This window comes from Acinetobacter sp. YH12255 (assembly GCF_013417355.1).
Taxonomy (GTDB): Bacteria; Pseudomonadota; Gammaproteobacteria; order Pseudomonadales; family Moraxellaceae; genus Acinetobacter; species Acinetobacter pseudolwoffii.
The window spans coordinates 1-25,178 of sequence record NZ_VPEC01000010.1; the positions used below are offsets into that span (position 1 = coordinate 1).

General features: G+C 43.2%; 28 protein-coding genes. 11 read left to right on the plus strand and 17 right to left on the minus strand.

Annotation, left to right across the window (positions count from 1 at the left end):
• The coding region (locus FTV30_RS05905; protein ID WP_180001190.1) for a transposase at positions 1–385 on the plus strand (385 nt) is incomplete at its 5' end.
• A gap of 8 nt (positions 386–393) precedes the next feature.
• Here the strand turns inward: FTV30_RS05905 and FTV30_RS05910 are convergent.
• Both FTV30_RS05910 and FTV30_RS05915 read right to left on the minus strand, forming a co-directional pair.
• Positions 394–1,197, minus strand: coding sequence for a nitroreductase family protein (locus FTV30_RS05910; protein ID WP_005097588.1), 804 nt, complete (start codon positions 1,195–1,197; stop codon positions 394–396).
• Between the two features lie 73 nt (positions 1,198–1,270).
• Complete coding sequence (locus FTV30_RS05915; protein ID WP_005097587.1) at positions 1,271–2,071, minus strand: enoyl-CoA hydratase-related protein; 801 nt, start codon at positions 2,069–2,071, stop codon at positions 1,271–1,273.
• A 101-nt stretch (positions 2,072–2,172) separates the two neighbouring features.
• Here FTV30_RS05915 and FTV30_RS05920 point away from each other — a divergent pair, with 101 nt between their 5' ends.
• Positions 2,173–2,742 (plus strand): nicotinate-nicotinamide nucleotide adenylyltransferase, encoded by a 570-nt coding sequence (locus FTV30_RS05920; protein WP_180001191.1) that lies wholly within the window; start codon positions 2,173–2,175, stop codon positions 2,740–2,742.
• 5 nt (positions 2,743–2,747) lie between these two features.
• On the opposite strand, the gene FTV30_RS05925 is transcribed toward FTV30_RS05920, so the two are convergent.
• Positions 2,748–3,653, minus strand: coding sequence for a LysR family transcriptional regulator ArgP (locus FTV30_RS05925; protein WP_100329049.1), 906 nt, complete (start codon positions 3,651–3,653; stop codon positions 2,748–2,750).
• A gap of 103 nt (positions 3,654–3,756) precedes the next feature.
• Between FTV30_RS05925 and FTV30_RS05930 the strand changes: the two genes are divergently transcribed.
• Both FTV30_RS05930 and FTV30_RS05935 read left to right on the plus strand, forming a co-directional pair.
• Positions 3,757–4,362, plus strand: coding sequence for a LysE/ArgO family amino acid transporter (locus tag FTV30_RS05930; RefSeq protein WP_159138204.1), 606 nt, complete (start codon positions 3,757–3,759; stop codon positions 4,360–4,362).
• Positions 4,363–4,816: 454 nt separating this feature from the next.
• The gene (locus FTV30_RS05935) at positions 4,817–5,380 is read left to right on the plus strand and encodes a YceI family protein (protein ID WP_051064995.1); all 564 of its coding nucleotides are present in this window, start codon (positions 4,817–4,819) and stop codon (positions 5,378–5,380) included.
• A 166-nt stretch (positions 5,381–5,546) separates the two neighbouring features.
• Here FTV30_RS05935 and FTV30_RS05940 read toward each other — a convergent pair whose 3' ends face one another.
• The 5 genes from FTV30_RS05940 to dapD all read right to left on the minus strand — a co-directional run bounded on the left by FTV30_RS05940 (position 5,547) and on the right by dapD (position 8,883).
• The gene (locus FTV30_RS05940; RefSeq protein WP_005170083.1) at positions 5,547–6,005 is read right to left on the minus strand and encodes a peroxiredoxin; all 459 of its coding nucleotides are present in this window, start codon (positions 6,003–6,005) and stop codon (positions 5,547–5,549) included.
• Positions 6,006–6,085: 80 nt separating this feature from the next.
• Positions 6,086–6,499, minus strand: coding sequence for a hypothetical protein (locus FTV30_RS05945; RefSeq protein ID WP_005170085.1), 414 nt, complete (start codon positions 6,497–6,499; stop codon positions 6,086–6,088).
• A 16-nt stretch (positions 6,500–6,515) separates the two neighbouring features.
• Positions 6,516–7,184: a 7-cyano-7-deazaguanine synthase QueC gene (queC, locus tag FTV30_RS05950; RefSeq protein WP_005170088.1), complete on the minus strand. Its 669-nt coding sequence runs from the start codon at positions 7,182–7,184 to the stop codon at positions 6,516–6,518.
• A 35-nt stretch (positions 7,185–7,219) separates the two neighbouring features.
• Positions 7,220–7,930: a 7-carboxy-7-deazaguanine synthase QueE gene (gene queE / locus FTV30_RS05955; RefSeq protein ID WP_180001192.1), complete on the minus strand. Its 711-nt coding sequence runs from the start codon at positions 7,928–7,930 to the stop codon at positions 7,220–7,222.
• Between the two features lie 131 nt (positions 7,931–8,061).
• Complete coding sequence (gene dapD / locus FTV30_RS05960; protein ID WP_005097576.1) at positions 8,062–8,883, minus strand: 2,3,4,5-tetrahydropyridine-2,6-dicarboxylate N-succinyltransferase; 822 nt, start codon at positions 8,881–8,883, stop codon at positions 8,062–8,064.
• 318 nt (positions 8,884–9,201) lie between these two features.
• Here dapD and carO point away from each other — a divergent pair, with 318 nt between their 5' ends.
• Positions 9,202–9,900, plus strand: a complete 699-nt coding sequence (gene carO, locus FTV30_RS05965; RefSeq protein WP_180001193.1) for an ornithine uptake porin CarO — start codon at positions 9,202–9,204, stop codon at positions 9,898–9,900.
• A gap of 56 nt (positions 9,901–9,956) precedes the next feature.
• Here carO and FTV30_RS05970 read toward each other — a convergent pair whose 3' ends face one another.
• The 8 genes from FTV30_RS05970 to FTV30_RS06005 form a co-directional block, all read right to left on the minus strand.
• Complete coding sequence (locus FTV30_RS05970) at positions 9,957–11,159, minus strand: outer membrane protein transport protein (RefSeq protein WP_218950551.1); 1,203 nt, start codon at positions 11,157–11,159, stop codon at positions 9,957–9,959.
• A gap of 114 nt (positions 11,160–11,273) precedes the next feature.
• Positions 11,274–12,197: a CysB family HTH-type transcriptional regulator gene (locus FTV30_RS05975; RefSeq protein ID WP_005097573.1), complete on the minus strand. Its 924-nt coding sequence runs from the start codon at positions 12,195–12,197 to the stop codon at positions 11,274–11,276.
• Between the two features lie 54 nt (positions 12,198–12,251).
• Positions 12,252–13,313: a sulfate/molybdate ABC transporter ATP-binding protein gene (locus tag FTV30_RS05980; RefSeq protein WP_005097572.1), complete on the minus strand. Its 1,062-nt coding sequence runs from the start codon at positions 13,311–13,313 to the stop codon at positions 12,252–12,254.
• 11 nt (positions 13,314–13,324) lie between these two features.
• A complete protein-coding gene (gene cysW, locus FTV30_RS05985) occupies positions 13,325–14,218 on the minus strand; it encodes a sulfate ABC transporter permease subunit CysW (RefSeq protein ID WP_005097571.1) in 894 nt (297 codons plus the stop codon).
• The gene (cysT, locus tag FTV30_RS05990) at positions 14,215–15,048 is read right to left on the minus strand and encodes a sulfate ABC transporter permease subunit CysT (RefSeq protein ID WP_005170095.1); all 834 of its coding nucleotides are present in this window, start codon (positions 15,046–15,048) and stop codon (positions 14,215–14,217) included. The genes cysW and cysT overlap by 4 nt, the downstream gene beginning before the upstream one ends.
• Before the next feature lie 87 nt (positions 15,049–15,135).
• Complete coding sequence (locus FTV30_RS05995; protein ID WP_180001194.1) at positions 15,136–15,741, minus strand: alpha/beta hydrolase; 606 nt, start codon at positions 15,739–15,741, stop codon at positions 15,136–15,138.
• 29 nt (positions 15,742–15,770) lie between these two features.
• Entirely contained in the window at positions 15,771–16,784 is a 1,014-nt protein-coding gene (locus FTV30_RS06000) for a sulfate ABC transporter substrate-binding protein (protein WP_180001195.1), read from the minus strand.
• A gap of 177 nt (positions 16,785–16,961) precedes the next feature.
• On the minus strand, positions 16,962–17,969 hold the full coding sequence (locus FTV30_RS06005) for a sulfate ABC transporter substrate-binding protein (RefSeq protein WP_159138201.1): 1,008 nt from the start codon (positions 17,967–17,969) through the stop codon (positions 16,962–16,964).
• A gap of 159 nt (positions 17,970–18,128) precedes the next feature.
• Between FTV30_RS06005 and pabC the strand changes: the two genes are divergently transcribed.
• The 4 genes from pabC (at position 18,129) to FTV30_RS06025 (ending at position 21,116) form a co-directional block, all read left to right on the plus strand.
• Positions 18,129–18,941: an aminodeoxychorismate lyase gene (gene pabC, locus FTV30_RS06010; RefSeq protein WP_005170105.1), complete on the plus strand. Its 813-nt coding sequence runs from the start codon at positions 18,129–18,131 to the stop codon at positions 18,939–18,941.
• Position 18,942: 1 nt separating this feature from the next.
• Positions 18,943–20,001 carry an endolytic transglycosylase MltG gene (gene mltG / locus FTV30_RS06015; RefSeq protein WP_180001196.1) on the plus strand — a complete coding sequence of 353 codons (1,059 nt, stop codon included), beginning with the start codon at positions 18,943–18,945 and terminating at the stop codon, positions 19,999–20,001.
• Positions 20,002–20,003: 2 nt separating this feature from the next.
• A complete protein-coding gene (gene tmk, locus FTV30_RS06020) occupies positions 20,004–20,615 on the plus strand; it encodes a dTMP kinase (protein ID WP_074383333.1) in 612 nt (203 codons plus the stop codon).
• Positions 20,616–20,699: 84 nt separating this feature from the next.
• Positions 20,700–21,116, plus strand: coding sequence for a PaaI family thioesterase (locus FTV30_RS06025; RefSeq protein ID WP_005097561.1), 417 nt, complete (start codon positions 20,700–20,702; stop codon positions 21,114–21,116).
• 108 nt (positions 21,117–21,224) lie between these two features.
• Here FTV30_RS06025 and nadB read toward each other — a convergent pair whose 3' ends face one another.
• Positions 21,225–22,853 carry an L-aspartate oxidase gene (gene nadB / locus FTV30_RS06030; protein WP_005170113.1) on the minus strand — a complete coding sequence of 543 codons (1,629 nt, stop codon included), beginning with the start codon at positions 22,851–22,853 and terminating at the stop codon, positions 21,225–21,227.
• Between the two features lie 236 nt (positions 22,854–23,089).
• Here nadB and FTV30_RS06035 point away from each other — a divergent pair, with 236 nt between their 5' ends.
• Together FTV30_RS06035 and FTV30_RS06040 are read left to right on the plus strand one after the other, a co-directional pair.
• A complete protein-coding gene (locus tag FTV30_RS06035) occupies positions 23,090–24,472 on the plus strand; it encodes a Do family serine endopeptidase (protein WP_005097559.1) in 1,383 nt (460 codons plus the stop codon).
• Positions 24,473–24,599: 127 nt separating this feature from the next.
• A complete protein-coding gene (locus tag FTV30_RS06040; protein ID WP_035337975.1) occupies positions 24,600–25,055 on the plus strand; it encodes a thioesterase family protein in 456 nt (151 codons plus the stop codon).
• Positions 25,056–25,178 lie beyond the last annotated feature (123 nt).

A 25,178-nucleotide genomic window follows, 5' to 3' on the forward strand; every position in this document is an offset into this window, starting at 1 on the left:
GCAATATAATTGGCAATTAAAGAATCAGACCAATGCCATTGGAGCAATCCATAAAGGGTATTTATTTTCAGTAGGTTTATTTGACTGCAAAATCAATTCAGATGTTTTTCATTTTTGGATTGAGCAATTCCTCATACCAGCATTACCTGAAAATAGTGTAGTGGTTATGGATAATGCAGCATTTCATAAAAGAGCAGATATTCTGGAGTTATTGGAACAACAAGGGCATAAAATTCTTTGGCTTCCTGCATACAGCCCTGATTTAAATCCTATAGAACAGATGTGGGCATGGGTTAAACGTAAGCGTAAAGAATGGTTGATCGACTCAGTCGATGAATTATTTCGAGTTTTTTTCGAATCCTGTATGGATAATAAAGTAGTTTGACTATACTGTTAAACTTTCTGGATAAATAACTCACGATCAAAACGGTATTGCGGGAAGAACACGCCGTCTTTGGCGCGTTCACCTGCACCAATCACCATGACTGGATATTGCTGATCATTTAAGCCCAAGATATCGCGTACCATCGGTTCATCAAAACCTTCCATCATGCAGCTGTCAAAACCATAAGCACGTAAGGCCAAGACCAGATTTTCGCAAGCCAGTGCCGTTGTTTTGGTTGCCCAAAGTTTGGCATCATTTGGACTAAAGGCAGAAACAGGCATCTGTTTATCTAAAGTGCGGGCAACTTTGAAAGCCACTTTTTTAAAGTTGCCAAAGACATTTAAATAACCGGTTTTATAGTTATATGGAATGTATTTATAGTATTTTTTGATGGCAGCTGGCGCTTCCGGATATGGAAATTCATTGACATTCCGTTTGGCCATTTCATCAATACGGTCGGTACGTGCCACACAGATAATCAGCTCAGAAGCCGTTTTTGCTGCCAGTTGGCTCATGCAGGCTTTGACCAGTCGCTTTTTCTTCGCCGGGTTTTGTACCACATAAAATGTCCAGGGCTGCAAGTTTGACGAATTGGGAGCCAGCAACGCCAGATCCAGACAAGCATCAAGTACATCTTCTGGAATTGGTTTTTTGGTAAATTTACGCACTGAACGACGACTTTCGATCACTTTACGGAAATTATCGACATCAATATCCTGTGGAGCAGGTTCATAATAACGTTTTTTATCAGGATTGGCGCTATCAATGGTTTCAGGAGACTGGGCAATAATGGATGAATTTTCAGTAGACATATTCTTTATTCTTACAGGTAAAGGAATCAATGAGGCAGTCTAAACCAGCTCATTGAGATCCTAAGTTTGAAAATTAGTTGAATTGTGTGAAATCAGGTTTACGTTTTTGCATAAAAGCTTGTACGGCTTCCAGCATTTCCGGAGAGCCAACGCGCTGCATGAAAATTTCTGCTTCATGATCGATGCAGGCCACAATTTCATCCAGATTATGTTTCATCAAGGCTTTGGTTTGCTTCAAAGATGCCAAAGGTAATGCTGCTAAAGTCTGCGCCTGTTTTTGTGCAGCCGCATAGGCATCTTCTTCAATACTATTCACCAGACCGGCACCGAGTGCTTTTTCGCTATTGAATTTTTGTGCAGTCAGCAATAATTCAGCCGCTTTATGATAGCCCGCCTGCTGAATCAGCAATTTGCTTGAAGCGCCTTCAGGCGATAGGCCCAGACTGACAAATGGAATCTGGAACAGGGCAGTATTGTCACTATAGACCAAGTCACAATGCAATAAGATGGTTACCCCAATCCCGATTGCAACGCCACGTACCGCTGCAATTAAAGGCTTGGAAAACTTGGCAGCCGCTTTGAGTAAAATAAAGGGCGGGCCTTCAGCCGCAGGGGCCTGACCTTTCTTGGCAGCAGATTTCATGAAATCCTGCATATCATTGCCCGCGCTAAAGTCCGTGTCCTGACCGCGTAACACCACCACACGCACCTGATTGTCCTGATCTGCTTCATCGAGCGCTTGAGCAATCCATAAATACAGCTCGCTGTATAAGGCATTTTTCGCTTCCGGGCGATTGATGGCTAAAGTGAGTACGCCATGTTCTAAATTCGCATGCAAATGCTCATGAGGTTGTTGAATACAGCTCAGTGTCATCGTACTATCCTTGCTTTAAAACTTAATTTGATTTTATGAGATTGATTATGTCGCATATTTATTGGGGCGGCACAACTCATGAGTCATAAAAATGATCTGTTATGAACTATACATTTGATTATCTGGTTTTCATTGGCCGTTTTCAGCCTTTTCATCTGGCGCATATGCAAACCATTCAGATTGCTTTGGAACACAGTCAAAATGTGATTTTGGCCCTTGGTTCTGCGCAGAATAAACGCAATATCAAAAATCCATTTCTGGCTTCGGAACGTGAAGCCATGATCCTTGCAAATTTTAGTCCGGAAGATCAGGCGCGGATTCAATTTGTAGAAGTCATTGATGTTTATAACGATGAAAAATGGCAAAAACTGGTGAAATCGCTGATAAATCAGGCCATAGAACCGAATGCCAAAGTCGGACTGATTGGACATTTTAAAGATGATTCTTCATATTATTTAAAATTTTTCCCGGAATGGGAAATGGTCGAACTGGAAAGCCTGGAAGGTGCTTTATCCGCTACGCCGATGCGTGAAGCTTATTATCGCGGTGAAATTCAACGGGATAAATTTCCACAAGGCACGATTGAGTTTCTAGAGCAATTCCAGCATACCGAAACCTATCAGCAACTCAGTCAAAAATTTGTCCAGAAGGATAAAAGCAATCTGGCCTGACTCGATCAGATGGCTAGAGGCTGATTCATGGTGGTCTGAGCATGCTGTTTTAAACATTCACCCAGAATCGCCAGAGCAGGAGACTGCTGTTTCCAGTGATGCCAATACAAGGGGACTTCAATTCGCATTTCACCGGAAAGTTCAATCAATTGTCCTGATTCCAGCAAATGCCGGGTTTGATAATCCGGCAACCAGCCATAACCCAAGCCCATGACAATGGCATCAAAAAATGCATGCGTCGATGGAATAAAAAAGTGAGGATATTGTGCCGGACTCAGGCCAAATTCTTGCTGGATATACTGGGTATGCAACTGGTCTTTTTCATTAAACAGAATCGCCGGTGCGTGGCGTAAGGCATCACGATGTATTCCTTGTTGAAACCAGTTCCGGGCAAATTCAGGCGTGGCAACCAGACGGTAGTGCATTTGTCCAATCCGCTCGGCCAGACAGCCTTTCATGGCTTTGGCTTCAGTGCTCAAACAGGCATTGACCAGTCCGGCTTCCAGTAAATGATGGGTTTGTGATTGGTCATCCAGTTGAAAATGCAGCACAATTTTATGCTGGATCAGTTGGGCTTGTAAGGTCGGCAATAACCAGGTCGCAAGTGAATCGGCATTGGTGGCAATATTCAGACAGTAAAAACCTTCCTGTTGTACCTGTCCGCCCAAATCCTGCATCAAATTCTGTTCTAGCAAACGCTGATGCTGTAAATAATGCAATAAAGTTTGTCCAGATTGAGTCACGCGACAAGGCCGGTCTCTCACCAGCAGCAAGTGTCCCAATTGTTTTTCCAGACTCTGAACACGAAGGGTCACTGCTGAGGCAGTAATATTGAGTTGTTCTGCGGCCAGATCAAAACTTCCGGTTTTTGCAACCGCGTAAAAAGCATCACATTGTTTCGCATTCAGCATCGCTACAATCTAAGAAAAATTTAGTTAAATTGATATTAACTTAGTTTTAATGCATAGCTTCCTTTTTGTTGAATAATTCATGTATTCAAAAAAGGGGAATGTGATGTTCAGTTATATGGTCAGTGGCTTTGCTGTAGGTATGAGCCTGATTGTCAGTATCGGGGCGCAGAATGCCTTTGTACTAAAACAGGGTTTAAAACAGCAGCATATCTTCCTGGTCTGTTTGACGTGTGCCTTGTCTGATACTATTTTGATATTATTAGGTGTTTTTGGTTTTGCTCACATCATTGAACATTATCCAAATGCGGTTATGTTTTCTAAATATATCGGCGCAGGATTCCTGTTTTATTATGGTCTGCAACATGCAATCAGTGCATTTAAATCAACAGAAGTTTTGGCTCCAAGTGATCAAGTTACAGCACATTTTTTACAAGTGTTGATGATCTGTCTGGCATTTACCTGGTTAAACCCGCATGTTTATTTAGAAACCGTCATCCTGATTGGTTCAATTTCAACGCAATATAGCCTAGGAAAATGGTGGTTTGCGCTTGGTGCTGTCTGTGCATCTTGGTTTTTCTTTTTTAGCTTGGGCTATGGGGCAAAGATATTGACACCCTGGTTTCAGCATCGCCATGCCTGGAAGGTTCTGGATGCTCTCATTGCTTGTACCATGTGGATCGTCGCAGGGTCATTAATTCTCAGTATTTAATTCAACTGGTAATATAAAAATCCTCAATTGAGGATTTTTATATTTTGAGCAAGAGAATGCGAGTAAGGTCTGTAATTGATATTTGTCTAGACATTCTGTTTTAAACATTTTTCAAAGAGAATCACAATAGAAAATAGAGTTTGCAGTGCTCGCTGTGTAAGCAAATTTTACTTCAGATTTTGTTGAAATATATGATCATATTTAGGAGATGAATTTTAAAATCAAAGTATTAACAGTCTCCATTCGATGAGCATACTTCGATTAGGCCATTTCTTAAAAATAAATACTAACGATTATTTTTTCCATTAGTCACTAAGGGTTTTACAAAAACTTCAGTTAACTGGTATAAAAATAACGAAAACAAAAATTCTAAAACTGAAAAGAAAATTTAATTTCAGCTTGAAGCGTGTATCTAAATCCGATCAATAAGAAATTAAACAAGGTGGATTTAAAATTGAAAACAACAATAAAAACTGGACTGATTGGCCTGGCAATCTGTTTATTTTTCAGCAGTCAGACTTTTGCAAAATCATGGACGCTCACTCCTAAAAGTGATGTCGGCTTTGAGATCAAGTCAATGGGACTGACTGTGGTCAAAGCCAAGTTTAATCAGGTGCAATCCAGCATGCAGTTTGATGCCAAAGCACCGCAAAATGCTTCAACGCATCTGGTCATGGATGTCGAGAGTTTGAGTTTTAATAAACCGTTATTGAAACATATGATTTTGGGTGAAGACCTTTTTTATGTTGAAAAATACAAAACGGTAAGTTTTAAAAGTATCCAGTTTAAAGACCTGGGCAATGGTAAATACAATGTTTTAGGCAATTTGACTTTGCGTGGTGTGACCAAACCGGTGATTTTTGAAACAACCTTTAAGTCGAGTCTGTCTAATGACAACTTGCTCGAAGTCCAGGCATTTGCAGTGATTAACCGCAGTGATTTCGGCATGAGAAAGGGGATCGCAGGCGTAGGGGAGAAAGTGAATCTGCATCTCTCGGGTCATTGTGAAGTTAATTAAGGGTGTTTGAATACAGTCTTTTTTCAGATTAATAGACTGCTGCATGTCTATTGCTTAGCTTTAAAAATTGAAGCATAGAAGACATATAAAATGCTTGTATTACATCAAAGTAATCACAAAAAAAGCCCGATTTTTTCGAGCTTTTATCCTTGCAGGAAATAGTCAATTAAGCACTTTGCAGAGCTTTTAAATCTTCCAGGACTTGTTCGGCATGACCTGCGGCTTTGACTTTACGATATTCTTTGACCAGTTCGCCGTTATGGAAAATAAAAGTCGAACGCTCGATCCCCATGACTTGTTTGCCATACATGTTTTTTTCTTTAATCACATCAAAGTGATTACACAGGATTTCTTCTTTATCACTGATCAGATTAATACTCAGATTCTGCTTTTCAGTAAAGTTTTGATGGGCTTTGACCGAATCACGAGATACGCCAATAATGGTGGTATTTAAAGCATCAAACTGATCTTTTAAACAAGAAAATCCGACGGCTTGAGTGGTACAACCCGGAGTAGAATCTTTAGGATAAAAATAAATCACCAGCCATTCTGTATCCAGCTGGGTTAAATTGATTTCAGCTGTCGTTGCAGGGAAACTCTGGTCAAGCAAACTGATGGCAGTCATATTAACTCCTGTTTTATTTAAATTTTTCAAAAAAATAAGCCACATTATAGTGGCTTATTTCATCAAAGAATAATGAGATATTATTTCTTCGGCGCAGCTTGAGCTGATTTCATTGCTTCTTCAGTCAAAGTTTTCAGTTTGCCTGTTAACTGTGGACCAAAACATGCTTGCAGGTCTTTATTCTGCTTCTGTACAAAAGCTAAAGTTCCAGGACTTTTCTTCTGATTAATGGTGCTTTGGATTTCCCATTTTTGTGCATTGGTTAGTTTACCATCTGCTTCAACAGCGCAAGTACAATATTTACTGACTTCAGCAGCGGTCAGTTTTTTACCTTTGCCAGTTTCATCTTTACAAACATTGATCAATGCAGATTTTACATTGGTGCTTTTATAAGCTTGTTGTAATTTGTCATCAGCTGCCTGAGCCGTTGTTGCGAACATAGCAGCAGCTGAAACAATTGCTGAAAGCACGATGCTTGATTTTAAATTCTTCATAAACTCTACCTTGTTATTACGGTATATAACGTGTCGGGTCTTCAACACCTGCGTCCGCAAAACCCTGTTTACGTAAACGGCAACTGTCACATTTGCCACAGGCACGTCCTTGGTCATCTGCTTGATAGCATGACACCGTTTGACTGTAGTCTACGCCATGTTCAATACCTAAGCGAATAATATTTGCTTTGGATAAATGTAACAAAGGTGTTTCAAATTTGAGCGCCTGACCCTCTACGCCAACCTTGGTCGCAAGGCGTGCCATGTTGGCAAATGCGTCAATAAATTCCGGTCGGCAATCCGGATAGCCCGAGTAATCAACCGCATTAATTCCGATCACAATTGCTTCGGCTTTAAATACTTCCGCAGCGGCTAAAGCATAAGAAAGGAAGATGGTATTACGTGCCGGAACATAGGTAATCGGGATACCGGCTTGTTCATGATCAGGCACCTCAATGCTATGATCGGTAAGGGCTGAGCCACCCAGATTGCCCAGATCAATATTAATCACACGATGTTCCACACCGGCAGCTTGAGTCAGTGCTTTGGCTGCATCCAGCTCTGTGGTTGAACGCTGACCATACTTAAAACTGATCGCGATACATTCGTAGCGTGCCTGTGCCCAAGCCAGACATGTAGTTGAGTCTAATCCGCCAGATAACAGAACAATGGCACGAGGGCGCATAAGCTGATTCTCCAAAAAAGTAACTTTACAAAAAATTAACGACCAGTTTCATCATTCCATAACAACTTGTGCAGCTGTAACTGGAAACGAACAGGGAGATGGTCTTCTAAAATCCACTGAGCCAAATCACGCGCCAGTTGCGGTAAACGAACTGCGCCTTTTTCAACCGCAAATGCAGGCGAGAACCAGACTGTACTGACTTTCTTTTGAAGCTGATACTGTTCAAGCTGCTGCTTTGACCATTCATAGTCTTCACGGTTGCAGATCACAAACTTGATTTGATCATGTGGCGTTAAATGATCCAGATTGGATAACAAATTCCGTGCAACTTCACCTGAAGTTGGGGTTTTTAAATCTAGAACTTTGGAAACGCGCGGATCTACTTTAGCAACATCTAAAGCGCCACTGGTCTCTAAAGAAACCTCACAACCTAAATCAGCAAGGCGCTGCATTAAAGGCAGGGCATTCGGTTGAGCCAGTGGTTCACCACCGGTCACACAGACAAAGGGTGTTTTAAAATCGAGCGTGGTCTGAATAATTTCATCCAGAGATTGACGCTCACCACCTTCAAAGGAATAGGTGGTATCACAGTAGCTACAACGTAACGGGCAGCCGGTTAAGCGGATAAAAACCGTTGGCAAGCCCGCAGCATTGGCTTCACCTTGTAATGAATAGAAGATCTCCGTAATGCGTAAACCCGCAGACGGATCAGAAACTGGAATTGCGGAAGAACGAAGCGTATTCATAACAAAACTAACCACTGAGAAATAAATAACCGGGTATAAAAATAAAAATCCCTACGATCATGACTGATCGTAGAGACGGGGAGCGCTTGAAGCTCCGAGGAACACCAATGTGCCCTCTAAGTTAAGACATATTAGTCTTCGCGTAATAGATCGTTCAGGCTGGTTTTAGAACGAGTTTGCGCATCTACTTTTTTCACGATAATTGCAGCATAAAGGCTGTAAGTACCACATTTAGAAGGCAGACTACCTGCAACAACGACTGAACCTGCTGGTACGCGACCATAGTGAATTTCACCAGTGGCACGATCATAAATCTTGGTCGATTGACCAATGAATACGCCCATTGAAATTACAGAACCTTCTTCAACGATCACGCCTTCAACGATTTCAGAACGTGCACCGATAAAGCAGTTATCTTCAATAATTGTCGGGTTGGCTTGAAGTGGTTCAAGTACACCACCAATACCAACACCACCAGACAAGTGAACATTTTTACCAATCTGTGCACATGAACCCACAGTTGCCCATGTGTCCACCATCGTACCTTCATCTACATAGGCACCGATGTTGACATAAGAAGGCATCAAGATCACGCCTTTGGCCTGGAACGAACCTTTACGCGCCACCGCAGGAGGAACTACACGTACGCCAGCCGCTTTGAATTGTTCTTCAGTCCAGTCTGAGAATTTAGTATCTACTTTGTCATAGAAACGAAGATCACAAGCTTGCATTGGTTTGTTGTCGTTTAATTTAAATGATAACAATACCGCTTTCTTAATCCATTGATGAACAATCCATTCACCATCGATTTTTTCAGCAACACGTAAAGTACCATTGTCTAGACCAGCAATTACGTCCTCAACTGCTTGACGGATTTCAGCAGGGCAATCTGCAGCTGTGAAATTCGCACGATCTTCAAACGCTTTTTCAATGATTGTTGAAAGCTGTGACATGATCTTCCTTCCAGAAAAAATTTTCTAGATTTTACACTATATTGCATTAAAAATAGTTGAGCAGACTGAAAATAGATGAAAAATAGCCAAAAGTGTGGGAGGTTTGAAATAATGAATGTGATAAGTGTTATTTTTCATTATTTTAAAATGTAGTAGAAGTGTTAGAAAAAGCCAGGTTATCAACAAGAAAAACTAATTTGTATCAAAAAATAACAAAAGATCAGTAAAACATGAATAAAAAATATTTTTTAAGTCCTTTATATTGAACCCATCACGAATAACTAATGATCAAAATAAGTTCTTTTGAGGAGAGAAATAATGAAGTCTTTACATAAAATTTTAGCAGTTTCCATTTTGGCTGCAGCAGCTGGCTCTGCTATGGCTGCTGATGAAACGATCGTAACAGATGAAGGTGTAGCATCTTTCTCTTTCTTTAAACCCGCAGCTGTTCGTGCTGAAGTCGGTACTACCGGTTATGGTGGTGCACTTTCGTGGAACGTTAATCCATATGTTGGTGTGACTTTAGGTTATAACGGTGGTGACATCTCTTGGTCAGATGATATTGAAGTAGATGATGTCAACTACGATGTCGATATGGACAATAACCTGACCTATTTAAATGCTGAAATCCGTCCTTGGGCGAACTGGTTCTATGTTGCAGCTGGTGTAGGTTATATTGATCAGCAATATGGTTTACTTGCGCGTAATGATGGCGGTACTATTGAAATAGATGGTAATGCAACTAGTTTAACCAGCCTAGGTTATGACTTAGATTACAGTAACGAAATTGCGCCTTATCTCGGTATTGGCTTTTCACCAGCAATTACCAACCGTTGGGGTGTATTTGGTGAAGTAGGTGCTTATTATACTGGTAATCCTAATGTTACCAATGTACGTACTACAGGTGGAGAACCGGGAGATGCTCAGTTAGTTGCTGATCATATCAATGAAGTTCGTAATGATGATAAATATGAATGGCTACCAGTAGCAAAACTGGGTGTCAGCTTCCGCTTCTAAATTCTAACTATATAAAAAAACGAGCTTCGGCTCGTTTTTTGTTTTTTAGAATAATTTTAAAAGTGATAACCCAGTTTCAAACCTAGGATCCAGGCACTGTTATCGGAAACTGCAGATAAACCTGCAATCTGTGGCGTAATAGTTGCGGATGAAGAAATTTCAGGTTTTTGAAACTTTAAATAATATAGTCCTGTCGCAATATCCCAGGTTTCTTGAATCTTATAAAGATGACCTAAGCTGATGCCCCAATAGCCATCACTCGGATTCAAGGTTGAAGCCGGATTTCCTGTACCGGAATCCCATAAAAGCTCGATAGAATTTATGCCAAAAGAGGGCCATTGATGGGCAAGCCCAATTTTTGCCGACCATTGATCCTCACGATAATCAATCATCCTGAATGTTTGTACTTCTGGAAACTCTAAAGCAGCATAGTCAATCACTGCAGCGAATTCAGGCGGCTGAATGACAAAATTCTGCCAGTTTAACCAGCGTAAGGTGGCATAAAATGCATTCTGATAAGGCAAACCGGTTTGAAAATCCAGATTGACGGATTGAGGGGTTTGAATCTTGGTATAGGGAGATGGATGGGTACCCACTACAATAGATTCGGTCGTTTTATTCTGGTGAGTAATGCCTGAACGGTATGTCAGCGCAGTTCTGAAAAAATATTCCGGAATTTGATAACTCAATCCTGCAAGCCAACCCCAGGCAGGATCTTGTTCAAATGCAGCCTGATAACCATTAAATACATAAAAGGTTTGCCCGGATAAATACAAGCTTCCTTCCAGGCTTTGATAACTTAAACCTGTATAAAAATTCCAGGCATCATCCGGTTGAAAACCGATTAAAGAAGTGAGATTGTGGCTATTAAACTGAATGGTAGCCGCTTCAACAGGCAGCGTCTCACCTGCAAAAACCGGATTATAAGCATAGGCAACATCTACATGATAGGGCTGATCATAAATCAGTCCCCATGATAGCTGAGGGTGCAATTGCAGTTTGAGTGCAAGATTGGCGATCAATTGTGTACTGGCGAGTTGACCGGTAGAAAAGTCAGTAATACCCAATTCTTGCAATTGTTCGGTATGCTGTACCTGACCGCTAATATCAGGGCGAACCCAAGCCAATGAAATTTCAGCATAATGATTTTTTTCAAAAAAAGACTGAATACTTTGATTGGACTGTTCAAAAGCAGCGCTATAACCTGACCCAGAAAAAGCGCAGCCCATACAGAAAAGAGCAAATTTGCTGTCGATCATATTGGTATAATTCAATTTATTATTAATGTGATTATGCTTGATATTTATACAGATTATCCACTTGAAAATAACAAAGAGGCTCGCTGGCCTCTTTGACTGAAAACTTATATATTTTTATTCGTCTGGATAGGCGACTTTTTTAAGCGCTTTAATATCGGCATCCGGCGAGCACAGGGAAATAAACTCGTAGCCATAACCACGTAGTAAATGTCCTTTACGTACCGCAATCCAGGTGGTATTCATGCCAAAAATATCCGTTTTAATCTGCTTTAAACGGTAATCACGCTCCGGGTCATAAGCGACATCGTTGACAATGCCGACGCCCATATTCATTTCCACATAGGTTTTAATCACATCGGCATCGAGTGCGGACATGACGATATCGACATCAAAGCCGGCTTCTTCAAAGGCGGTATCAATCTTGGAGCGACCGGTAAAACCACCATGATAGGTAATAATCGGGTAATGGGCCAGATCTTCGATCCGGATCTGATCTTTAGTTGCAAGTGGATGATTTTGCGGCGTAATAATACTATGTTGCCAGTTATAATAAGGTACGCTGGCCAGATTGTCTTCAGTCGTCAGTGCTTCGGTTGCAATACCGATATCGGCTTGACCTTGCAGCAGCATTTCCGTGATTTCTACCGGGCTGGCCTGTTGCAGAATCAAATGTACTTTAGGAAATTCTTTTTTAAATTGGCTGACAATCGGCGGTAGCACATAGCGCGCCTGGGTATGCGTGGTGGCAATGGTCAAGGTACCTTCATCAACTTTATTAAAATCATCAGCCAGACGCTTAATATTATCGGCATCGACCAGCATGCGTTCTACAATTCCTAATAGTGCCTGACCCGGCTCGGTTAAACCCAGTAGACGCTTACCCTTACGGATAAACAGCTGTACGCCAAGCTCATCTTCCAGATCTTTAATATGCTTACTTACTCCAGACTGCGAAGTATAAAGTGCAGCTGAGGCTTCAGTTAAATTAAAGTTCTGTCTAACCGTTTCTCGTATAATTCTTAATTGTTGGAAATTCATAATTCTCTTTACCCTAGAAGAGGATGGGGCATTTCGAAGCCCCATCTTTTGGTCTTAAGCGACCTGATTTTCAAATAAATGCAAGTTCACCGCACTTAACCACACGGTTTGATTGGGGCGGAATTGGTGTGCTCTTGCTTCATCAGGTGTCAGTAAAATTTCAATCAAGTTACCCTGACGGTCATTCAGTTCTGCAACGACTTTACCCGCAATCCATAATTCACGTATGAAGGTGGCCTGAATGGCATTGTCTTGTGGCTGTGCATGAATGCGCAGCTCATCAGGACGTGCGAATAAAATCACTTCACCTTGAGCAGCATTTTTTGCGCCATCAAAGTGAATGCGATCTTGCCCGAGCTGAATAATGCCGCCGTTGTTCTGGCCTTCAAAACGATTGGCTTGACCCAAGAAATCAAACACAAATGGGGTTGCCGGCGTTTCATAGACCTCACGTGGCGAACCGATCTGTTCGACATTACCTTTGTTCATCACCACAATCTGATCGGCCACTTCCAGCGCTTCTTCCTGATCGTGGGTCACAAAGATCGAGGTGATGTGCAACTCATCATGCAAGGTACGTAACCAGCGACGTAATTCCTTACGGACTTTGGCATCCAGTGCACCGAAAGGTTCATCTAGCAACAGCACACGCGGTTCAACGGCTAAGGCACGTGCCAATGCAATACGCTGACGCTGGCCACCTGAAAGCTGAGCAGGGTAACGGTCAGCCAGAAAACCCAGCTGAACCAAATCAAGTAAACGCGTAACACGTTTTTTAATTTCCGCTTCAGATGGACGGGTTTTACGTGGGCGAACACGCAGACCAAAAGCAATATTGTCAAATACCGTCATATGACGAAACAGGGCATAATGTTGAAACACGAAGCCGACTTCACGTTCACGTACATGAACATTGGTCGCATCCTGACCTTCCAGAATGACCTGACCGCCATCTGCAGATTCTAGACCTGCAATAATCCGTAGCAGGGTGGTTTTGCCGCAACCTGATGGGCCGAGCAGGGCCACCAGTTGACCATCTGGAAAATCCAGCGAGATATTTTTAAGTGCATGGAATGCACCAAAGTGTTTTTCAATATTTTGTACTTGAATACTCATGTTGGCATTCCTTAAGAAACTGTAGAATCTTGATTACGTTTGTCCTGTTTTTCCTGGCGCAGTTCCACCCATGTTTTTAAAATCAGGGTGACAATTGCGAGGAGAGCCAGAAGCGAAGACACGGCAAACGCAGCACTAAAGGTATATTCGTTATAAAGAATTTCGACGTGTAGCGGTAAAGTATTGGTTTCACCGCGGATATGACCGGATACAACCGATACTGCACCAAACTCACCCATGGCCCGTGCATTACACAGAATCACGCCGTAAATCAGACCCCATTTGATATTTGGCAGGGTCACTTTCCAGAAAGTTTGCCAGCCAGATGCACCGAGCACAATCGCAGCTTCTTCTTCTTCCGTGCCTTGTGCTTCCATTAATGGAATTAACTCACGAGCCACGAAAGGTACAGTAATAAAGATGGTCGCCAGGACAATGGCAGGCACTGCATAAAGGATCTTGATGTCATTGTCCATTAGCCAGGACCCCATCCAGCCTTGCGTACCGAAAATCAGTACCAGCATTAAACCGGCAATCACGGGAGAGACCGAAAATGGCATATCAATCAAGGTGGTCAGGAAGGATTTACCCCGAAAGTTAAACTTCGCCACTGACCATGCCGCAGCCACACCAAATACCACGTTCAGCGGTACGGCGATTGCAGCAGTCAAAAGTGTAAGTTTGACCGCAGATAAAGTATCTGGATGCACCAATGCCTGTGTATAAACACCAATTCCCTGTTTAAAGGCTTCCACAAAAACCAGAATCAAAGGCAGGATCAGGCAGCTCAAGAAAAAAATCAGTGCAATAGTGATCAGGGTATAACGTACCCAGGTTGGCTCACGGGTTGCATCACGGGATTGCAGTTTTTCAGCCAGTGCATTGCTGTTGGTATTCAAACTCATCGTGCAGTTCTCCCGGTACGGCGGCTGGCCCAAGCTTGCAGTAAGTTAATCAGGAACAGCAGGACAAATGAAATCAGCAACATCACCACCGCAATTGTGGTTGCACCGGCATAATCATATTCTTCTAAACGGGAAATAATCATCAGTGGGGCAATTTCTGTTTCAAAAGGCTGATTCCCGGCAATGAAGATCACCGAACCATATTCACCAACACCGCGAGCGAAAGCTAACGCAAAGCCAGTGATAAGCGCAGGAAGTAAAATCGGGAAAATCACCTTGGTCACAATTTGCAAGCGATTTGCCCCGAGTGCAGATGCAGCTTCTTCCAGTTCAGTTTCCAGATCACTGAGTACCGGCTGTACGGTACGAACCACAAAAGGCAGGCCAATAAAGATTAGAGCCAGCGTAATACCAATCGGGGTATAAGCAACCTGAATACCAATCGGTTCAAGATACTGACCAATCCAGCCAGTCGGCGCATATAAAGAGGTCAAGGCAATACCGGCCACCGCTGTTGGCAGCGCAAAAGGCAAATCGACCAAGGCATCGACAATACGTTTGCCCGGGAAGCTATAACGTACCAGACACCAGGCCAATAACAGGCCAAACAGCACATTCACCAGCGCAGCAATAATGGCTGCACTGAAACTGAGTTGTAGGGATTTTTGAATACGTTCAGAGCTCAGGATTTCCCACAAGCCTTCCCAGCCAATGCCCAGTGATTTAATAAAAACAGCAGACAGCGGGATTAAAACGATTAATGATAAATACGCTAGGGTAAAGCCTAGAGAAAGACCAAATCCTGGCAGCACTCGGGATCGCTGCGACATGATGACTCCTCAAAAGAGAGAAAGCTGGTTAAAACTAACCAGCGAAAATTAAAAAAAGAAATTGGACACAAGCATAATTTGCAACGACTAAAATGCAAATTTGAAATAATACTTGCTGTCATCAGTATTGCTGATATGTTGCATAGTCTTTTCTGAAATCAAATACTGGGCAAGTTCAGGAAAAGGGCCAAATCCTGAAGCGACATTGACATGCTCCACCTGTCCGAGATTAATCGGTTTGAGTTTCCAGGCTTTGGCCAGAAACTCGGCATCTGCATAGCTTAACCAGGGATCATTTTCACTGATTAATAACGTGGCCGGAACCTGAATCTGCACTTGCTGAAAATAATGGCTGTAATCGGTCTGGCTGTTACGAACGAAACCATTTTCCCCAAAACGTGCCGGATTGGCAGGCGCGACCAGAATCAGCTTTTTAACTTTAGCAGCCAATTCTGGATGTTGTGCCAGTGCTGCGACCGAGGTTAAACAGCCAAAGCTGTGCGCTACAATCTGTACATCATCTTGAATATCTTGCAGGGCTTTGACAAATTCAGTGATCCATTCCTGCAAAACGGGATGATTCCAATCTTTTTGTTGCACACGAGAGCATCGACTGAGCTGATGTTGTAAGCATGTTTGCCAGTGATTGTATTCGCTACCACCTACACCTGGAACAATAAGCGTATGTATCATGTCGATGCTCCTGTCAGATCAGCTGCGAATTACTTCGCGCTGTTTGCCTTCACAATCTGGTCGAAAATACCGCCATTCTCAAAATGTGCTTTTTGCACTTTTGCCCAGCCGCCAAATTCCTGATCAATCGTCACCAGTTTGAGTGGTTTGAACACATGATTATATTTCTTTAAAGCTACTTCACTGCGTGGACGATAATAATGTTTGCCTGCCAGGTCTTGACCCAGTGGCGAGTACAGGAAGTTTAAATAACCTTGAGCCAGATGCTTATTGCCTTTTTTCGCTGCATTTTTTTCTACAATCGCCACTGGCGGTTCAGCCAGAATAGACAGACTTGGCGTGATAATTTCAAACTTACCTGGTTGCTCACGAATCGCTAAGTACGCTTCATTTTCCCAGGCCAGCAAGACATCACCGATCCCGCGCTCGGCAAAGGTGGTAGTTGCACCACGCGCACCTGAATCCAGGACTTTGGTGTTTTTATAAATTTGGCGAACAAATTCTTGTGCAGTCGTGTCATTGCCACCGGCCTGATGTTTGGCCCATGCCCATGCCGCCAGATAGTTCCAGCGCGCGCCACCTGATGTTTTCGGATTCGGGGTAATAATGCCGACACCCGGTTTCACCAGATCGCCCCAGTCTTTAATCCCTTTGGGGTTGCCTTTACGCACCAAAAATACGATTGTTGAGGTATACGGTGTCGAGTTTTGTGGCAGTTTCTTTTGCCAGTCTGCTGGCAATAATTTGGCTTTTTCTGCAAGCACATCAATATCGGCTGCGAGGGCCAAAGTCACCACATCTGCATTCAAGCCATCAATAACAGAGCGGGCCTGTTTACCAGAACCACCATGGGATTGCTTGAAGTTAATTTTTTGACCCGTACGGCTTTCCCAATATTTGCCAAAACTCTTGTTGACATCTTCATACAATTCACGTGTCGGATCGTAGGAAACATTCAAAAAATCACGTGCTGAAGCACCCAATGAGGTTGCCGAAATCACAGCAGCCAGAACCCCAAGTTTTATTGTTTTTGAAATACTCATTAGAAACCTCAATTTCTTACACGTTTTGTAACATAGCTGCAGAATAAACCTATTCTTTATGCGTAAAAAATAAATAAAAACGAATTTTATATGAAAAAAAAGATAAGACAGAGCTGAAGTTATTGAAATGAGAATGGCCTTATCAATAAAGGCCATTGTTTCTGCTGGACTGCCTCATTATTTCGTATGATTTGCCTTTACAATTTGATCAAAGATCCCGCCATTATCGAAATGTGCTTTTTGTACCTTGGTCCAGCCACCAAATTCTTTGTCGATGGTGACTAACTTTAAAGGTTTAAATACGCTGCTATATTTCTTTAATACTTCGCTATTACGTGGACGATAGAAATTCTTCGCAGCCACAGTTTGCCCCGCAGGAGAATACAGATAATTCAAATAAGCTTTGGCCAGGTTTTCATTGCCATCTTTCTTGGCGTTTTTCTCTACAATTGCCACCGGTGGCTCGGCCAAAATTGACAGACTTGGCGTGATGATTTCAAATTTACCCGGCTGTTCACGAGTAGCGAGATGGGCTTCATTTTCCCAAGCCAGTAATACATCACCGATCCCGCGCTCAGCAAAAGTGGTGGTGGCTCCACGTGCGCCTGAGTCCAGCACTTTGGTCTGTTTATAAATTTGACGCACAAAATCTTGTGCTTTGCTGTCATTGCCACCAGGTTGATGTTTGGCCCATGCCCATGCCGCCAGATAGTTCCAGCGTGCACCGCCAGAAGTTTTCGGGTTTGGCGTAATGATCTCTACTCCAGGTTTCACCAGATCTCCCCAATCTTTAATCCCTTTTGGATTGCCTTTTTTGACCAGAAAGACGATGGTGGAGGTATAGGGGGTCGAGTTTTGCGGGAATTTTTTCTGCCAGTCTTTAGGCAGCAGACCTCTCGCTGCAATTTCATCAATGTCGGCCGCCAGCGCGAGGGTCACGACGTCTGCATCCAGACCATCAATCACAGCACGGGCCTGTTTACCTGAACCGCCATGCGACTGTTTATAGTTCACGTCCTGACCCGTGGTTTTTTTCCAGTATGCGCTGAATTCCTTATTAAAATTGTCATATAATTCGCGGGTTGGGTCATAAGACACGTTCAGGAAATCTTTTGCAGACACACTGAAAGCAGTGGCCGAAACCAGTGCAGCCAATACCCCAATTTTTAATTTACCAATATTCATTTTTGCCTCAATTTTTTTAGCTTTTGTTGGACAAGGCAAGAATAGCTGGAGATATTTTGCATAAAAAATAATTAAAAATGCATTTGATGTGAGTAAAAGAGATAAATCGATGGAGCTTATCTCTCAGTACTCAATTGTTGATTTGAGAGGCAATAAAATATGCTCTGTTTGAAAAATGCGAACCATGTCAGTGAGATAGAAGTACTCGATCGGGCCTTTCATTATGGTGATGGCTGTTTTAGCACGGCCCGGATTCGACAGGACCGGGTGGAATTATATGATCGTCATCTGGCACGTTTGCAGCTCAGTAATCAAAAATTAAGTTTGCATGCTGATTTAGCTCTGATTGCAGAAAGTTTGGAACTTTTACGTGAATCAGAAAGTCAGCTGAATGGAACATTAAAGATCGTGCTGAGTCGTGGAGTCGGCGAGCGGGGCTATAGTTTGCCAGAGCATCCGGCGGATCTGTGGGTATTTTATTATCCTCAAGCCCTACATGATTTAAAGTATGAACAGATCCAAAGTGGGGTATTACAGCAGGCACTGGGATTGACCATGCCGGGTCTGGTCGGACTAAAAACCTTGAATCGCCTGGAGCAGGTTTTGCTCAAGCAGGAGGCGGATCAGCGCGGTTGGTCTGAGGCACTGGTGACAGATGTACAGGGCGGGGTTGTCGAAGGGGTGAGCAGTAATTGTTTCATTTGTATAAACAATACATGGATTACGCCGGAACTTCGTTATAATGGCGTCTTTGGGGTGATGCGTGCAGAAATTCTACAACGGATGCAAGATCAGGGAATTGCCTGTCAGCAACGTTACATCGATATGGAGGAAATAGCCCATATTCAGAGTCTGTTTTTTTGTAATGCGCTAAACCCGATGAAAATTGTCACTCAATTTGAGCAGCGATCCCTGGATGGCGATGCTTGTATTGAACTTTTTAACCGTCTTCGATTAAATCAGATGTCTTAATATGTCAGCTTCCAAGTCTAAAGCCAAAAAGAACAATACAGCCAAATTTTCGTCACTTTTCAAAGGAATTGCCTTCGTCCTGATTGGACTTGCCTTGATTTTGGTACTGGTCTTAAAAAGTAGTTTGTGGAAAGACTATCCTGTAGACGGACAAAAACAGCTGCTGGCGATTGGGTCAGGGGAAACCTATTCTAGTTTTATTGACCGTCTGGCCAAAGGAAAACAGGTCAGTTTCCCGATTATTCTCAAGCTTTATCAGCGCATCCTGATTCATGACACCATGAAAGCTGGCGTATATGAAGTGCGCCAGGGCATGAGTATTCGTCAGGTTCTGGATATGATCTCCAATGCTGAAAATGCCCAGATGAACCGGATTTTGGTGATTGAAGGAACCACATTCAAACAGCTGATTGATGCTTTGAAGAAAGATGATCTGGTGACCAAAGAAGTGTCACATTTGCCAACGGCACAACTCCTTAAAGAGCTCAATATTCCATTTTCACATCCTGAAGGTCTGTTTGCACCGGATACATACTTCTTTGCTAAAGGTGAAACTGACCGTAAAATTTTAACCAATCTGTATCAGCGCCAGATGAAGGCACTGGATCAGGCCTGGGAAAAACGCGTGACTGATCTGCCCTATCAGAATAAATATGAAGCGCTGATCATGGCGTCGATCATTGAAAAAGAAACCAGTGTGGATAGTGAGCTAGAACAGGTTTCTGGAGTGTTCGTGCGCCGTTTAAAAATTGGCATGCGTTTACAGACCGATCCTACCGTGATTTATGGAATGGGCGATGCCTATAATGGCAATATTACCCGCAAGGATTTACGTACGCCGACGCCGTATAACACCTATACCATGTCTGGTTTGCCGCCAACGCCAATTGCACTGCCAAGTAAGAAAGCCATTGAAGCAGCCATGCATCCGGATAATTCTGACAACCTTTATTTTGTCGCCACGGGCAATGGCGGACATACGTTTACGACCAATCTGAATGATCACAATAAAGCAGTGCAGGAGTATCTGACCATTTTACGCTCGAAGAATAAGGAATGAGTATGTTTATTAGCTTTGAAGGCACAGAAGGTGTAGGTAAAACCACACTCATTCGTTCGATCTATGACGATTTTATGGCCCAAGGCAAAGATGTGATGCTTACGCGCGAGCCGGGTGGTACGCCGATGGCCGAGCAGATCCGAGCACTACTTCTGGCTGTGAATCATGAAGAAGCGATGGCGCATGATACCGAATTACTATTGATGTATGCGGCGCGTGCCCAGCATTTGGCACAAGTCATTCTGCCAGCCTTAGCAGCCGGAAAAATTGTACTCTGTGACCGTTTTACTGATGCCAGCTTTGCCTATCAATGTGCAGGTCGTGGACTCAGTGAAACAAAGCTGCAGTTATTAAATGATCACTTTGTGGCACGTATGCCGGACATCACCTTCTGGTTAGAAGCACCGATTGAACTGGGAATGAACCGGGCACGCGCGCGTGGCGCACTGGATCGCTTTGAACAAGAGAAAGTCACTTTCTTTGAGAAAGTAAGAGCCGGCTATGAAACGTTGTGGCAGCGTCATCCGGAACGGATCAAACGTCTGGATGCAACCCGTACACCGGAGCAGGTATTCGAGCAGGCTTTAAGTTATTTGAAGTCTGGTTTAAATTGAAATCCTGTTTATTTTAATTTTCACTAGGTAAATGTGTGAAAAATCTTCTATATTGAAGGCAATATAGAAGATTTTTTTAATAAGATGAAAACGACCAAAACCGAAATCCAACAATTTTTACAACAAGAATTTCCACAAAGCCTAGAAAAATGTAGGATCGAAGCCGTTGTTCCACGCGGCGCAACTTTGCTGTATCAGGTTAGCGCACAAGAGTTGCGTCCGGGTGGTACTGTTTCTGGCCCAACCATGATGACCTTGGCCGATCTTGCCTTATATGTCGCTATTCTGGGCGAAATTGGCCTGGTGGGTTTGGCTGTCACCACCAATCTGAATATCAATTTTCTCCGTAAACCTTCAGGTGGCACGGATTTGCGAGGAGAGTGCAAGCTTATTAAAGTCGGTAAAGTTCTGATTGTCGGGGAAGTCTGGATTTATTCAGTAGACCTTGATGAGCCAGTGGCGCATGTTACTGCGACTTATGCCATTCCACCTCAACACTAAACACCTGAAGAATAGAAGTTCAGTGATATAAATAGCCTAAGCTTAATTAAGTAGGTGAGCGCTAAAAGACAGGGAGATATGATTTAAAAATCATATCTCCCCAATAATCTAAATATTGACCAAGGGTGTTTCTACTTCAAAATTCACCGGATTTAGAATGGTCTTGCGTAATTCAGGCAATAATTCCGGATAGTCCAGCGTGAAATGCAGGCCACGAGATTCTTTACGCTGCATGGCACAGCGCACAATCATTTCTGAGACCAGCACCAGATTGCGAAGCTCGATCAGGTTTTTGCTGACCTGATAATCTTGGTAATACTCGGTGATTTCTTTTTTCAGCATTTCAATACGATGCAAGGCACGTTCCAGACGTTTGGTGCTGCGCACAATACCGACATAGTTCCACATGGTCTGACGTAGCTCATCCCAGTTTTGCAGAATCACCACATCTTCATCCGGATTGGTTACCTGTGAGTCATCCCAGATGGGTACGGGCGGAAAGGCATAGTCAGCATTGAAATGAGATTCGATATGCTTGGCTGCACTCATGCCATACACAAAGCATTCTAAAAGTGAGTTACTGGCCATTCGGTTAGCACCGTGCAGACCAGTATAAGAGGTTTCCCCAATTGCATAGAGACCTGCAATATCAGTCTGGCTATGTTCATCGACCACAACGCCACCACAGGTGTAATGGGCTGCAGGTACCACTGGAATCATATCTTTGGTGATATCAATACCCAGTTCCAGCAGGCGGGCATAAAGCGTAGGAAAATGTTCTCTAACAAAGCTTTCATCCTTATGGGTAATATCCAGCCAGACATGCCGAATACCCAAGCGCTTAATTTCATAGTCGATTGCGCGTGCGACAATATCGCGTGGTGCAAGTTCGGCGCGCTCGTCAAAACGCAGCATAAAGCGTTCGCCATCGGGCAGACGCAGATAAGCCCCTTCGCCACGCATAGCTTCAGTGATCAGGAAGGAGCGCGCTTGTGGATGATAGAGACAGGTCGGATGGAACTGGTTAAATTCCATGTTAGCCACCCGGCAGCCTGCACGATAGGCCATGGCAATGCCGTCACCTGTGGCAATATCCGGATTTGACGTATAAAGATAGGCTTTCATTGCACCGCCACAGGCAAGGGCGGTAAAGGGCGCTAAAAAAGTATGTACTTTTTCATTTTTTTCATCCAGCACATATAAACCTAGCGCACGGTTTTCACCGTCTAGGCCAAGTTTATGTGAACAGATCAGATCAATCGCAATATAATTTTCAAAAATAGTGATATTTGATTTTTCTTGGGCGCGTTGTACCAAAGTAGTCGAAATTGCACGACCTGTGGCATCGGCAGCATGAATAATCCGGCGCTGTGAATGGCCGCCTTCACGGGTGAGATGCAACTGTTCCTGTTCATCCAGAGTAAATTGCACACCGTGTTTTAGCAGAAAGTCAACTGATGGTTTGCCCCCTTCTACCGTCTGTTTGACTGCGTCCATTTCACATAGCTGTGCACCTGCAATCATGGTGTCATCAATATGCTGTTCAATCGAATCCATTTTATCGAGTACTGCAGCAACACCGCCTTGCGCATAAAAGGTGCTGGCATCTGTCAGGGTGGATTTCGCTAAAACTGCAATATTAAAATGGTCCGGGAGCGATAAGGCTAAACTTAAACCGGCACCGCCACTGCCCACAATAATGACGTCAAATTGATGGGTAAGGGATGAATTAGACATGTCCATCAGCTAATTTTAAAAAAAGTTTGGTAATAACAGCGCTTTTTTGTGCAAAAGGCAAGCGTTGAAATGCTCATTTATTAATGAAAAAAATTAATCAAAGCCTTAACTTAGTGTTTTAATGATGAGATATTGTCCAGCGTGAAGCATTGAAACATATTATTACTTAAACTTTACAATGTTTGTGATAAAACCTATTTACATAAATTTATCAACAATTTGAGTGAATAATTTATATGAAAATTCTAGACTTAAAAAAAGGATTATTTGCAGCGACCCTGACCATGAGTGCTGCACAGTTGCAGGCTGTCACACCGGTTGATTTTTCAAATCTGGTCGAGCAGGTCAGTCCTGCCGTGGTCAGTGTCAATGTCGTTAAAAAAATGAGCGAAGAAGAACTCTTACAACAACAAGTTCCGGAAATTCTACGTCGCTTCTTTGGCAATCAGGTGATTATCCCTCAGCAGCGCATGCCACAGGAAAAAACCGGCTATGGCAGTGCATTTTTTATCAGTAAAGATGGCTATCTGCTGACCAACCATCATGTGGTTGAGGATGCATCTAAAGTCACCATTACCCTGAATGATCGCCGTGAAATTGATGCTACTGTGGTGGGAAGTGATGCACGTACCGACGTAGCTTTACTTAAGGTCACAGGTTCGAATTTTCCAGAATTGCGTACCGGGGATGTAGGCCGCTTACGTGTCGGTGAGCCTGTGCTTGCGATTGGTTCGCCATTTGGTTTTGATTATTCGGCCTCTGCCGGAATCGTCAGTGCCAAAATGCGGAATATGATGGGTGAAACAGCAGTGCCTTTTATCCAGACAGACGTGGCCCTTAACCCGGGTAACTCTGGTGGGCCTTTATTTAACCAGCATGGTGAAGTAGTCGGGGTGAACTCGCGGATCTTCAGTGGAACCGGCGGTTATATGGGGCTCTCCTTCTCGATTCCGATTGATGTGGCCATGGAAGTGGCAGAGCAGCTGAAAAAGAATGGTAAAGTGACCCGTTCCTATCTGGGGGTCAGCTTGCAGGATATCGACCGTAATCTGGCAGAGTCCTACAACCTTTCTAAGCCCGAAGGCTCCTTAATTACTCAGGTTGCACCAAATTCACCCGCTGCACGTGCAGGTCTGCGTGTCAGCGACGTGATTTTAAAATATAACGGCACTGCGATTTCACGCACCAGTGAATTATTAAACTATCTCAACCGTACTGCACCTCAGCAACAGGTACAGCTGGAGGTTTTACGTGATGATAAGCGCCGTAATATTTCAGCAACCTTAAGTACCGCACCGGATGATACCCCTGCAAAAGCCGGAGCACAGGCGCAGCCGAGCAAAGGACCTGTAATTGGTGTGGCTATTCGTGATTTAAGTTCGCTAGAAAAGGATCGACTGGAGATCAAAGGCGGGGTCATGATTCAGGATGTTCGTTCAGGTGGCATTGCCGCACAGGCGCGTATCATGCCAAACGATGTGGTGACGCATATTAATAACAAGGCAGTATTGAACGCAGAGCAATTTGTACAAGAAGTTTCTGAGTTGAAGAAGGGCAATGTGGCACGCGTTACGCTCATGCGCCAAGGGCAGCGTGCGATTGTCGGAATGCGTATCTAATTCTATTCAGATTTTTAAATATAAAAAACCGCTTTTGATGGGCGGTTTTTTATTATTTGCAATTTACCCAGCCTATAAATTCGGTAGACTCTATTCAGTTGAAAATAATGGAAAGGATAAGAGAAAAGTGACAGCTATTTTTGATCTTGCGTTAAAGGTGCAAGCTGAACATATCGATGGCTTGGGCCATGTCAATAATGTGGTCTATGTACAGTGGATGCAGGAGGTCGCCACAGCCCATATTGAAAAATTGGGATTGGGGTTAAAGGAATATGTGGAACTGAAACATGCCATGGTGGCAGTTGAGCATCAGGTGCAATATCGCAAGGCTGCTTTCGAGGGCGATGAAATTATTTTGCGAACCTGGTTGAACGATATCAATGCACTGTATTCATTTCGCCAATATGCATTTTATCGACCACAGGATCAAAACCTGTTATTTACAGGTAGTACGCAGTGGGCCTGTATTGAAATGGCCACTGGGCTTCCTAAACGCATGTCGCCTACCTTTACCCAAGCCTATCAACCTCTTTCTGATCAGATCAATCCTTATGATTTTTCAATAGTGTATCTAGATCAATAAGCGCTCGCTTCTTTGGCACAGAGTTAGATATTTCAATCAGGTTTAGCAAAAACATGGTGTGATTTTCAAATTTTCATTGCAGTGATTGAGCTTGAGATCGCTGGACAGGTATTTTGGCAGAGT